Origin of the sequence: Segnochrobactrum spirostomi (assembly GCF_009600605.1) — a bacterium.
Taxonomy (GTDB): Bacteria; Pseudomonadota; Alphaproteobacteria; order Rhizobiales; family Segnochrobactraceae; genus Segnochrobactrum; species Segnochrobactrum spirostomi.
The window spans coordinates 129,896-142,509 of sequence record NZ_VWNA01000003.1 but is presented as its reverse complement, the minus strand read 5'-3'; the positions used below and the strand labels follow the sequence as shown (position 1 = coordinate 142,509).

Here is a 12,614-nt window from a genome sequence, read left to right as displayed (position 1 = left end):
AGATGATCAGCCAGGACCGGGAGCACAGCCCATGTCGTTGACCGCCAAGCCGCTCTGGCTGGAGGGCATGTTCGTCCGGCCCCAGCATTTCCAGCAATCCGACCGCTGGACCGAGCACGCGCTGGAAGGCCGCACCGCCGGTCTCTCGCCTTATGGGTGGGGATTGCGGTCGCTGGAGATCGACCCCGACCTGCTGGCGCTCGGGCGCCTCTCGATCCGGTCGTGCCGCGCCGTGATGCCGGACGGCACCGTGATCGACATTCCGAACGACGCGCCGGCGCCGCCGGCGCGTGCCTTCGATCCGACCACGAAGCAGGCGGTCGTCATGCTCGCCCTCCCCGCGCGCGTTCACGACAGCCTCGAGGTCGCGGCCACGGGCAACCGCCAGCGCTTCCTGCAAGCGGCGGTGCCGGCGCGCAGCACCACCCAGGGGAGCGGCGAGGCGGCTGAGCTCGCGGTCGGCCGGCTCAATCTGAGCCTCGTTCTCTCGACCGAGAGCCTCGATGATCTCGTCACGCTTCCGATCGCGCGCATCGCGGAGATCGAACCGGCGGGCGCGATCAAGCTCGCCGCCAACCATATCCCGCCGTGTCTTGCCTATGGCGCCAACGAACGGATGCGGTCGATCGTCCTTGAGGTCCTGTCGCTTCTGCGCAGCCGCGCCGAGGCCCTCGCGCTGCGGGCGGACCCGAGCCGCGCCAGCGGCGACAGCGCCGGCCTCGTCGATCTCCTCATGCTCGGCACGGTCAACAGCGCCGACACCGTCTTCGCCCATCTCGCCGCCACGCAGACGCTGCATCCCGAGGTCGTCTACCGCGAACTCGTCCGGCTCGCGGGCGCGCTGAGCCCCTTCGACACGACGACCCGTCGCGCGCCGGAGCTTCCGACCTATCGGCACGAAGACCTCGAGCCGGTCATGGACAGCCTGCTCGACGCCCTGCGCCGCGCCCTCGCCGTCGTCGTCGAGCGCAACGTGGTGCCACTACCGTTGCAGGAGCGCGGCTACGGTATCCACACGGCGACGATCACCGACCGCACCATCATGCAAGGGTGCCGGTTCGTGCTCGCGGCGATCGGCAGCGTTCCCTCCGAAACCATCCGCACCCAACTGCCGGCGACGCTCAAGATTGGCCCGATCGAGCAGATCCGCGATCTCGTCAGCGTGCAACTCCCGGGCATTCCGATCCGCTCGCTGCCGGTCGCCCCACGGGAGCTGCCGTACCTTCACGGCGCCGTCTATTTCGAGCTCGATCAGTCGAGCGAGCTCTGGCGCAGCGTTGCGCGGTCTGCAGCCTTCGCCTTCCACGTCAGCGGTGACTATCCGGATCTCCACCTCGAGTTCTGGGCGATCAGGACGGCGCGCACGTGAGCCCGAACAACGGTCCCGAAAGCGACGATCCGACGGTCATCGGGTTCCGCCCGATCCCGGTGCAGGATGCCCTGGCGCGCCGGGAACCGTTACCCCCGCGCACCGGGGCTAACACGGGGCCGATTCCACCACCGCCGCGGGAAGCGCCGGCGCCCCTCCGCGAGCCACCACCGCCGCCGATCGCGCCGCCGACGGTTCCTCAGCCTGTCGCGCGACCCGTCGAGACCGCCTCCCTCGACGCAATCCAACCGACGGAGCGCCCGAGCCGCCCCGAAGATCTCCTGCCCGCCGCAGCGGCCACGCTCCTTGCGCTGGCGTCCGAGCTGAGGCGAGCGAGTGCCGCCCAGAATGTCGACGACATGCGCCACAAGGTGGTCGAGGAGATCAAGGCGTTCGAATCCCGCGCCGTCGAGTTCGGCGTCGCCGCCGACGAGATCTCCGCTGCGCGCTACGTGCTCTGCGCGACCCTCGACGAGGCGGTCATGACGACGCCGTGGGGCACCGCCAGCCGGTGGAGCGCGAACTCCCTGCTCAACCAGTTTCACGGCGAGACGTGGGGCGGCGAGAAGGTCTTCATCATCCTCGACCGCATCCGCGGCAATCCCGCCCAATATCTTTCACTTATAAAACTCGTCGATCTCTGTCTCCTGTTCGGCTTCGAAGGCCGCTACCGGGTGGTCGAGGACGGACGATACGAACTCGATATCCTGCGCGACGAGATCGGCCGGCTGCTCAAACGGCACGTGCAGGCACCGCCGCAGGAATTATCGCCGCGCTGGCGCGGTCTGTCGGCACGCCGCGCGCTGCGTCCCTACCTGCCCCTCTGGGCAGTCTTCGTGAGCGTCGGAGCCGCCCTTTCGCTCGCATACGGAATTTTCGCGTACCGCGTCGTGGAGAGCGTCCGTCCGGTGATCACCGAGCTCGATTCCCTCGATACCAACCAGAGCCCGATGCCCGCCTTCCCGCCGCCTCCCGTGACGCAGACCCGCGCGCCGGCGCCTCAGCCGGTGGTGCGAGCGCCTGCGCCGGTGGTGGAACGCGCTCCCGAGGAGGAGCGCAGGCGGCCGGTTCGGCGCGTCGAGCCCCGCCGGCAGATCGAAGGCCCGCTCGTCCTCACGCCCCCGAGCCGGTCGACCGGCTCCGGCGCGCAATGAGGTCCGCCATATGATCCGGGCCCTCCTCGTCAGCATGTTCCGGCTGCGAACGCTTCTGATGTTCGTCGCCCTGACCTTGCTTGCGCTCCTCGTCTGGTTCGTCGGGCCGCTCATCACCATCGGCGGGCTAGCCCCCTTGGGTGAGCCCGATATCCGCGCCGTCATCATCGTCGCCCTGTTTGCCGGTCCCGTACTCGGGACCATCGTTCGGCTCTTGATTGCGCGCCGTGCCAATGCACGGATGATGAAATCGCTCCTCGACACCGTCGGCGAGACGCCGGCGAAGGTGTCTGAGGTCGACGAGGAGATCGGACGCATCCGCGATGGCTTCAATGCCGCGCAGGCGATGCTGCGACGCACGGCGGCGACGAGCAGCCGGGGGCGCCGCTTCGTCGAGAACTTGCCGTGGTATCTGCTCATCGGCCCGACCGGGGCCGGCAAGAGCACGCTGATCGATCGATCCGGCCTGAACTTTCCCGTCGAAGAGGCCGGCGCCGGGCCGCAACGCGGGGCCGGCGGCGGCACGCGGAGCTGCGATTGGCGCCTCACCGATCAGGCCGTGCTGGTCGACACCGCTGGGCGCTATCTCCAACAGCGCTCGGGGAATGCGCCGGACGCTGCTGGTTGGCGCGGCCTCCTAGACATTCTGAAGATGCACCGCGGGCGCCGGCCCATCAACGGCGTGATCCTCGCCGTCAGCCTGCCCGACATCCTCGGCGATGCCGGCGGCTCTCGGCAGGCGCTGATCGAGGCGACGCGCCGTCGTCTGCACGAGATCGTGCTCGCCTTCGATCTGCGCGTTCCTGTCTACATCGTCATCACAAAATGCGACCGGATTGCCGGCTTCACCGAGTTTTTCGACGCCCTCGAATCCGACGAGCGCCACGAGCCGCTCGGCCTCACCTACGACATCGACGCAGCGACGCCCTTCGAAACGGCCTTCGCCGCGCAGTTCGGCGAGCTCGCCGACAGCCTCGAGACGCGCCTCACCCAGCGGCTCCACGAGGAACGCGATCTCGGCCGTCGCTGCGAGATCTACAATTTCCCGCGCGAGTTCCGCCTCCTCGGCGAGCCGATCGAGAGCTTCTTCGAGGCCGTCTTCAAGCCGACCCGCTTCGAGATGCAGCCGACACCCCGCGGCATCTATTTCGCGAGCGCGGAGCAGGCCGGCGTCACCTTCGACCGGCTCGGCGATGCGATCGGCCAGGAATTCGGCCTCGTGCCGGCGCCGCGGCCGGCCCAGAATCGCCGTCTCGAGAGCTTCTTCATCCGTCGGATCTTCACCGACGTCGTGTTCGAAGAGCAGAGCATCAGCGGGGTCAGCCCGCGCACCGAACGCGGTATCCGGCGGCGGCGGTGGACGGCCTACGGCGTCTTGGCGCTGGTCTCGGCGCTGCTTCTTGCCGTGTGGACCGGCGCCTATATCCGTGGGGTCGATCTCATCGAGAGCGTGCATGCCAATGTGTCCGAAGTGGACGGGGCCCTGGCTGCGTTGCCGACGGGGCCCCCCTCCAGCAGATCGTCCCGAACCTCGCCGCGATGCAGGACGTGGTGCAGCGGACCACGCGCAGCGGCCTCCTGACGGTTATCGGTAACGGCGCCCTGCCGATCCTCATTCAGATGAACGAGCACGCGCGCGCGACGTACAATCGCCTGCTGATCCAGGAATTCCTGCCGAGCGTGGCGAACTGGCTCGCCAACCGCATTCGCCTGATCGCGGGCAGCAGTCCCGACGCGGGACAGACCTCGACGCTGCGCTTTCTCCTGCGCGCCTATCTGATGCTCGGAACGCCGGACCGGCTCGACCAGAACTGGCTGAGCGCCGAATTGAAGGACGAGGCCGCGATCGCCTTCCCGGTCGACGACGTCAAGCGGCGGATGATGATCGCTCAGATCGACGCGCTGATGCCCTTGCTGCCCCAGCCTGTGACGCTCGACACGGCGCTCATCGAGGCGACGCGTGACTCGATCGCCGAAGTGCCGCCCGCAGCCGCGATCTACAGCCGTCTCACCCGCGAAGGTTTCCAGAATAGTCGCCTTCCATCGATCGATCTCGGCCAGATCGTGGGAACGACGGCTCTGACCGTCGCGCCGGACGGAACCGGGAGCCAGGTCCTCGTGATCCCCGGGCTCTACACGCGGGCCGGCTATTACGATTATTTCCTGCCCCGCCTCGGCGGTCTCGTCCGCGAGGCGATCGGCAACGATTGGGTCGTCGGCGGCGCGTCGAGCGGCGACAGCGTCTTCCAGGATCTCGCACGGCAGGTCACCGACAGCTATGTCGAGGATTATATTCAGCTCTGGCAAACGGCTTTGCTGAGGGTGCAGGCGAAGCCGTTCGGCACCCTGAACGATGCGATGGTGTCGATCCAGTCTTTGGCGGGGCCGCAATCGCCGCTCGATCATCTGCTGACGGCCGTCAGCCAGAACACCGACCTGCCGCCGCCGGGTCCGGACAGCGTGCTGAGCACAGCCAACCCGAACGCGGCGCCCCAGAGCGGCACGGCGGGCCTCGTCGAAAGTGCCAAGAACGCGATCGTCGGAAACGCGGCGAATGCCGCGACGTCGGCGCTCGGCAACATGCCCTGGCCGGGGACCCGCATCGCCACGCCGTTCATTCCGATCATTCAGCTCACGCAAGCCGGCAACAGCCCCGGAGCGCTGCCGCCGATCGCCCGCACCCGCGATCTTCTGAGCAATCTCTATGGCGCGATCTCGGGTGTTCAGAACGCGCCTTCGCCGCCGGATTCCGCCTTCCAGCTCATCAATGCGCGCCTCACCAATCCGACCGGCGACGTGATGGGGGCCCTCCAGGCGGATTCGGCGCTGCGGCCCGAGCCCGTGCGCTCCATTCTGCGCTCGCTCGCCAATTATACTTGGGCGACGCTGATCGGCATGACGCAGACCTTCTTCAATCAGACCTGGACCTCCCAGGCCCTGCCGGCCTGCCAGAACGCGATCTTCCAGAAATATCCGTTCTTCCAGGACTCGACGAATGAGGTCGCGATCTACGACTTCAAGGAATTGTTCCGGGCCGGCGGCATCATCGACAGCTTCTACACGAAATATCTGGCCGGCCTGGTGCCCGATCGCGGGGGGCAATATGTCAGCGCCAACATCTCCGGAGCAAAGCTGCCGATTTCGGAAGAAGCGCTGACCGCATTCCGCGATGCTCGCGTGATCCGCGACACCTTCTTCACCGCCGATCCGGGAACCCCCTACTTCAAGTTCAGCCTCCGCCCTGTTTTCCTGTCGTCCGACCTGCTGCGCGCCACCTTGATGGTGAACGGCAAGGAGATCTCGTACCGCCACGAGGCGCCGCGCAGCTATGATCTCGAATGGCCGGGACGCGGCGAGGCGACGACGGTGTCCCTCACCCTCGTCGGCATCGACGGGAAGAGCGTGACCTTCACGGAGAACGGCCCCTGGGCCTTCTTCCATCTCATTGCCCGCTCCGGCCCGATCCTCGGCGGCAACAGCGTCCTCAGCTTTTCCATTGCGAACCAATCCGGCTCGAAGGTGACCTACGAGATCCGCGCCGGCAGCGCGAGCAACCCGTTCAGCCTTGGAGCGCTGAGGACGTTCCGATGCCCGAACACGCTCTAGCCCTCCCACGCCATAGACGTCCCTCGGAATGGTCCGACCGATGATGCGCGCGCGGGACGGGGCCCCCCTTCAGATCGAACACGACGCCGCCTCGCGCACCGGCACGAACCGCGACACCAATCAGGACGCCTATCTCGCGTTCCCCGAAGCGGGCCTTTTTGCCGTCGCCGACGGCATGGGCGGTCATCAGGACGGCGACGTCGCGAGTCAGGCGGTGATCGGCACCCTGATGGAGCTCGTCTCGCCGGGCGACCCGCTGGCGATCCGCATCGAGCGGACCGTCACAGCGCTGACCGCCATCAACCGGGTGCTCCACCGCATCGCGGCGCAGCGCGGACCGGATGCGGTGATCGGCTCGACGGCCGCGGTCGTCGTGCTCGGAGACGATCGCGCCGGCATTCTCTGGGTCGGGGATTCCCGGATCTATCTCCTGCGCAACGGCCAGCTTCATCGGCTCACCCGGGACCACACCTTCGCAGAGCAGCTCGGCACCGAGGGCTCGGCCGGCCGCATGCTGACCCGGGCGATCGGGGCCGAGGGCAGCGTCACCGTCGATCATTACGTGACGTCGGTGGCTGACGGCGACACGCTTCTCATCTGCTCCGACGGCCTCACGAAGCCGCTGCGCGAACACCACGTGGCGCAACGGCTCGCCGGCCCCATCAAGGGCCTTGCCTCCCAGCTCATCGTCGATGCCGTCGGACAGGAAGCCCGCGACGACGTCACCGCCGTCGTGGTGCGGCTGAAGCGCCCGAGCGCCCTCGCGGAGCTGTTCGGATGAGCGCGATGGACGACCGCTTCGCGGTTCCCGACCGCGCCCCGCCGCCGCTCGGCGTGCATCTGCGCGGACGCTACCGGCTCTTGGAGATCGTCGGCCGCGGCGGCACGAGCACCGTCTTTCGCGCCGAAGACGCGGTCCGCCTGCGGGCCCGTTCCCCCCGGCCGCAGGTCGCCGTCAAGGTCGTCGATCTTGTCGGCGAATATCAGTCGGACGCGGTCGAGCTGCTCCATCGCGAGGCCCGGCGCATGCAGGGCCTCGCCCACCCCAACATCGTCAAAGTGTTCGATTCCGACACCGACGGACGCTACCATTTCATCATCATGGAGCTCCTGTCGGGTGCAACGCTGGCGCAGATCCTGCGCGGCCCCGCGACAGGCGGCCTGCCGCTCGATCAGGCGATGGGGCTGGTGCGGCGGATCGGCTCCGCGCTCGCCTTCGCCCACGCCCGCGACGTCGTCCACGCGGACCTCAAGCCGAGCAACGTGTTCATCACGCGCAACCGCTCGGTGAAGCTGCTCGATTTCGGCCTCGCCCATGCGATCCGTCCGGCGGCACTGGCAGAAGTCGATGAGGATGCGACCATCCTTTACATCGAACGGCTCGGCGGGCTGACGCCGCAATTCGCCTCGATCGAAATGCTGACCGGCGGCGCTCCGACCAAAGCGTGCGACATCTACGCCTTCGGCGTCCTCACCTATCTGATGCTGTGCGGCCGCCATCCCTATCGCCGCAAGACCGCCATCGAGGCCCATCGCGAAGGCCTCGAACCGATCCGACCGCCCCAACTCGACAAGGCCCGCTGGCGAACGTTGCGGGCCGCACTCGAAGTCGATTCGGCGCGCCGGATCCAATCGATCGAAGCATTCGTCGAGACTTTCAACGAGCCGAGCTGGTTCCGGCGTCTCATTCGACGATCAGGCGTCGCAGCGTTGTAACACGCGGCACCTAACACTTATTTGGGGCGGCTCAACGGCCGGCAGACAGCGGATCATCGGCCGCAATGGCGAGCATCATCAAGCCCAGAACGCTGGGCATTCTCACCAGGAGCGAGCGGCGACGGGTCGGGGCGAGCTTCATCGTCTCGGCGTTCGGCATGTTCGACCTGTCGCATCCCGATCATTTCGAGGGGGATCAGGCGCTCTGGATGGCGGCGGCCGAAGGCGTCGCCCCCGGCTCCTTCCTCGATATCGGCATGCCGAAGCCCTGTGCCGAAATTCTCGTCGGCGGCAAGGCCTGCCCCGCGGGCGGTGTCGCGACCCCCGCGATGCTGCTCGATTACGCCGTCGGTCCGGTTAGCAAGCGCATCGCCGTCGTCGGCGACCGCTATTGGACGCTCGACGGCCGCGGCATGTCGGACCCCGTGCCGTTCACGGCGATGCCTCTCGACCCGGCGCGCGCGTTCGGTGGTCCCGGCCATCCGACCAATCCGGGCGGCCTCGGCTATCGCGCCCACGACCGCATGGTCGCCGGCGAACTCGTGGCGCTGCCCAATCTAGAGGACATTCCCCATCTCGTCGGCGATCCGCTCGACAATCCGCCGCCGATCCTGTTCGGACCGGGCGACCCGACCTCGCCCGAGCGGCGGCGCTATGCCGGGACCTACGATCAGGCCTGGCTCGACGAACTGGCTCCCGCTCTCCCGGACGACGCCGATCCCCGCCTCTTCCTGATCGGGCCGGAAGACCAGCGCCTGCCCGGCTACCTCACCGGCGACGAGCCCTATCGGCTCATCGGGTTCGCAGCCGACACGCCGGGCCTCGAAGGCCGCCTGCCGGGCTTCCGGGTGCGCGCCTTCCTCGGCATGGAAGGCCGGCCGAACGAACTCGTCGAGTTGCCGATGGTAATCGACACCCTCTGGCTCATGGCCGGCCTTCGGCGCGGCATTCTCATCTACCGGGCCGCGCAGGCGGTGGCGGACATCGACGGCCTCGACGTGCGCCAGGTGATGCTCGCCTACGAGCGCATCACCGATCCGCCGCGGCCGTACGAGCATTATCTTGAGACCCTTGCCCGGCGGACCGATCCGGAGAATGCGCACAAGACCGCGCTCGACGATCGGCCGCTGTCGCCACTGCGCTCGGAAGAGATCGACGCGGAAAAGCTCGCGGCGCGCATTGCCTACAACGAGGCGGACCGCGACCGGCGCCATGCCGCCTCGGTCTTCATGATGGAGCGCCAGCTCGAGAAGTCGGGCCTGCCGCCCTCGTTGTGGCCGGAGCCGCCACCGCCCCCGCCTGTGACCATGATCTTCCCGACGCCCGAAGAGTTCGAAAGCGGCGACATCGATTACGGCGCGTTGTTCGACGGCCTCGACGCGGAACGCAAGCGCATAGAAGAAACCGTCGCTCAGATCGAGGCCGAGGCCGAGAAGACGCGCGCTGCCCTGGAGGGCATCGATTTCACCAAGGAGGATGGCGGCCTCGACGCGCTCCTCGCGAGCCTCGGCGGCGATCCGATCGAGAACCCGCTCAAGGCCGTCGACTCCGCCCTCGCGGCGTTCAAGCCTCCGGAGAAGGACCCGCTCGCCCCGGAGGGCTCGCACGAAAAGCTCCTGGACGCCTTGACGGAGGCCGGCTCCTTCCGCGAGAAGCTCGCCGCGGCTCAGGTCGGCCCCGACGACGAGACCCTGCTCGAACGCGCGATCGCCCGATTCCGCCGTCTGCCGGAGGGATCGCCGCTCTACGACGTGCGGCAGGCCATGGCCAATCTCACGGACTTCAAGATCCCGGGCGCCGACGATCTCGGAGTGCTGCTCGACGAAATCGCGGCCCCAGGTTCACCGAAGCCGCCACCGCCTCGACCGCCGCAGCCGGCGAGCGCCACCATCGCGGAAGGGCTGGCGATACCGGAACTGCCGGGGGACAAGCGCGCCGAGATCAGCGGCAAGCTCGACGAACTCGACGCGACCTTGCGGTCCTCGTTCCCGAAGCTCGCCGGGCGCGAGGGCTCGGCGCTCGACGCCCTCCTCGCCGACCTCGCCCCGCCCGACGTCGAGCCGCTGCCGAGCGATCCACGCGCCGCCATCGCCGCAGCCGAGGCCCGCATCGGAAGCACGGTGAAGGACGCGGAAGCCGAGCTCGATGCGATGGAGGCGAGCTACGAGGAGGGTATGACGCAAGCTCGGCGGTCGACGCCGGGGGCGATGTTCCCGACGGACGCGCTGTCACCGGCCTCGGCCCGCCGGTTCGGCGAGGTCGCCCTCGGCGACAAGATCGCGAGCCGCTCGTTCGCGGGATGCGATCTCGCCGGCATCGATCTCGCCGGTGCCGATCTCTCCGGATGGGATCTGACAGGCGTCTTCCTGGAGAAATCCGATCTGCGCGGGACGCGGCTCGCCGGGGCGAAAATGACCCAGGCGACGCTTACCGAGGCGGATCTGACGGGCGCCGATCTCAGCGGAGTCGATCTCAGCGAAGCGAACCTCTCCAAGGCACGCTTGAACTTCGCCCGGCTCGACGGGGCGCGGCTCGACAACGCGCGCGCGTTCGAAACGGATTTCAGCGATGCCTCGCTCAGGGGAGCCTCGCTCGCCGACCTCTCGATCATGATGGCGAAGTTCACCCGCACCGACTTCACCGCCGCACGCCTTTCGTCGCTCAGCTTCCTGCGCAGCCCCTGCGAGAACACGATCTTCGACGACGCCGTCCTCGAACGCTGCCAGCTCATCGAGGCGAACCTCGTCGGGGTCCGCTTCCGCAATGCCACGATGCGCGAATGCGCGTTCCTCGTCGTTGAAGCGACCGGCGCCGACTTCACCTCCGCCGACCTCGCCAAGGTGAGCTTCCTCGGCGGCTGCGGCCTCGAGCGCGCCTGCTTCGACGGCGCCTGGGCCCCCGGCACGAGCTGGCACAAGGCGAAGATGGCGGGCGCAACCTTCAAGCGCGCGGTGTTCGACGGCGCCGTATTCTCCGAAGCCGACGTGTCCGGCGCCAATCTGCGACTCGTTTCGCTGCGCGGCGCCCGGCTCGATTCCACGCGTCTGTCGGCGAGCGATCTCGTCGGCGCCTGTCTGCACGAGGCCCAGATGCGGCGCACCGACCTCACTGGGGCGCGACTGCGGGGCGCGAGCCTCTACGGCGCCAACATGGCGGACGCGCAACTCGACGCGGCGGATTTCACGAAGGCCGATCTCGGCCTCACCCGCCTCTCCCTCTCCACCGCCCACAAGCAGGGTGGCCGCGATGCCGCGTGATCCTCTTACCGACCTCCTCGATCACATCCATCACGGGGTGCTCTATCAAGGCGGGGACTTCACCGGCGTAGACCTCGCCGGCGCCGACCTGAGCGGTGCCCTGCTCGTCGAGACTCAGCTTCCCGAAGCCCGCCTCAACGGGGCCAAGCTCGTCAAGGCGCGGATGATCAAGGCGGGCGCGCGCCGCGCCGATTTTTCGGGCGCGCACGTGAAGGATGCGACCTTTATGGCCTGTGACCTGGCGGAGGCGACCTTCGCAGGGGCCACTCTGCGCGACGTTTCCTTCCTCGATTGCGATCTGACGGGCGTGACCTTCGCCGGCGCCACCATGACGCGCTGCAGCCTGTTGAAGTGCAAGGCGGGGGACATCGTGCTCGCCGACGTGACGCTGACCTTCAGCGCGCTGCTCGAATGCGATGTCGCCGGCGCCGATCTGACCCGCGCGACCCTGCAATCGGTGACGACGGTCGGAGCCGATCTGCGCGCCGCCCGCCTCGAAAATCTCGCCTGCAAGAGCGTCGTGTTCGCGAACGCCGACTTCACCGGCCGCGACCTCACCGGCCTGCCGCTCCGCCAGACCAACATGGCGGGCGCCAAGATGGCCGGCGTGCGCCTCGCCGGAGCCGACGTCACCGGCAGCCAATTTTCAAAGGCCGACCTCACCGACGCCGATCTCACAGGCATCAAGGGCGCGACCGCCGTGTTCGCCGCCGCCAATCTCACCGGTACGGACTTCACCCACGCCGACCTCTACGGCGCGAACTTCACCGCGGCCAACCTCCAGCAGAGCAATTTCGAGGGAAGCCGCCTCGAGATGGCGGTCTTCACCAATGCCGACGCGACGGGGCCCGGTTCGCGTCCGCGAACCTCGTCTACGCGCAGTTCGAAAACGTCCGGCTCGACGCCACGGACCTCAGCCTCGCGCGCTTCGGCCGCACCAACCTGCATCGCACCAGCCTCGAAGGCGCGGTGGCGACCGGCGCCACAGGCGATACGCTGGGCACCGAGGTGCCTCGGGCGATCGCCGAACTCTACGAGCCGCGTCGGGTCCGCGACGACGCCCCACATCCCTTCAACGAAGGCTCCTGACCCCATGGTCTACGTCAATTCCCAAAGCGCCTACATGAACATGGCCATGCCCGATTGCTGCAAGACGCCGATGGGGCCGGTGATCGTTCCGATTCCCTATCCGAACATCGCAATGGGGGCGATGGCGACGCCGAACCAGGAAAAGATCCTGCTCACGGCGATGCCGGCGCACAATTTCTCGACCAAGATCTCGATGTCGAACGGCGACAATGCCGGCGTCGGCGGCGGGCTCATATCCGGCGACGAGATGGGCCAGAGCGCACCGATGATGGGTTCGACGAAGCTCTTCCTCGCCGGCGCGCCGGCCGCGATGATGGGCATGCCGACGATGCAGAACGGCTCCATACCAAACGCCTACGGCGCCACCATCAGCCCGGCGCAGGTCATCCTCTGCGCCATGTGCTGATCCCGCGCCCTGCGCTG

The 12,614-nt window shown here is 67.8% G+C and carries 8 protein-coding genes and 2 pseudogenes; all 10 read left to right on the top strand.

The features are described 5' to 3' along the window. Positions 1 to 31: 31 nt before the first annotated feature. The 10 genes and pseudogenes from tssK (at position 32) to F0357_RS25540 (ending at position 12,597) form a co-directional block, all read left to right on the top strand. Entirely contained in the window at positions 32 to 1,369 is a 1,338-nt protein-coding gene (gene tssK, locus F0357_RS20900; protein WP_153489326.1) for a type VI secretion system baseplate subunit TssK, read from the top strand. Then, positions 1,366 to 2,523: a type IVB secretion system protein IcmH/DotU gene (icmH, locus tag F0357_RS20895; RefSeq protein WP_208948519.1), complete on the top strand. Its 1,158-nt coding sequence runs from the start codon at positions 1,366 to 1,368 to the stop codon at positions 2,521 to 2,523. Before tssK ends, icmH begins: the two co-directional genes overlap by 4 nt. 10 nt (positions 2,524 to 2,533) lie before the next feature. Further along, positions 2,534 to 4,105 carry a type VI secretion system membrane subunit TssM gene (gene tssM / locus F0357_RS25015; protein ID WP_153489321.1) on the top strand — a complete coding sequence of 524 codons (1,572 nt, stop codon included), beginning with the start codon at positions 2,534 to 2,536 and terminating at the stop codon, positions 4,103 to 4,105. Then, positions 4,063 to 6,129, top strand: a complete 2,067-nt coding sequence (gene tssM / locus F0357_RS25010; protein WP_153489309.1) for a type VI secretion system membrane subunit TssM — start codon at positions 4,063 to 4,065, stop codon at positions 6,127 to 6,129. The genes tssM (F0357_RS25015) and tssM (F0357_RS25010) overlap by 43 nt, the downstream gene beginning before the upstream one ends. A 40-nt stretch (positions 6,130 to 6,169) precedes the next feature. Then, a complete protein-coding gene (locus tag F0357_RS20880; protein ID WP_208948518.1) occupies positions 6,170 to 6,910 on the top strand; it encodes a PP2C family protein-serine/threonine phosphatase in 741 nt (246 codons plus the stop codon). Continuing rightward, positions 6,907 to 7,845 carry a serine/threonine-protein kinase gene (locus F0357_RS20875; protein WP_153489305.1) on the top strand — a complete coding sequence of 313 codons (939 nt, stop codon included), beginning with the start codon at positions 6,907 to 6,909 and terminating at the stop codon, positions 7,843 to 7,845. The genes F0357_RS20880 and F0357_RS20875 overlap by 4 nt, the downstream gene beginning before the upstream one ends. 65 nt (positions 7,846 to 7,910) lie before the next feature. Further along, positions 7,911 to 11,102, top strand: a complete 3,192-nt coding sequence (locus tag F0357_RS20870) for a DUF2169 family type VI secretion system accessory protein (RefSeq protein ID WP_153489302.1) — start codon at positions 7,911 to 7,913, stop codon at positions 11,100 to 11,102. Continuing rightward, positions 11,092 to 11,937: pseudogene (locus tag F0357_RS25550) on the top strand (pentapeptide repeat-containing protein); the annotation flags it as partial. The gene F0357_RS20870 and the pseudogene F0357_RS25550, both read left to right, overlap by 11 nt. 56 nt (positions 11,938 to 11,993) lie before the next feature. Next, positions 11,994 to 12,191 (top strand): annotated as a pseudogene (locus tag F0357_RS25545) (hypothetical protein); the annotation flags it as partial. Between the two features lie 4 nt (positions 12,192 to 12,195). Further along, complete coding sequence (locus F0357_RS25540) at positions 12,196 to 12,597, top strand: DUF4150 domain-containing protein (RefSeq protein WP_376767853.1); 402 nt, start codon at positions 12,196 to 12,198, stop codon at positions 12,595 to 12,597. Positions 12,598 to 12,614: the final 17 nt, after the last annotated feature.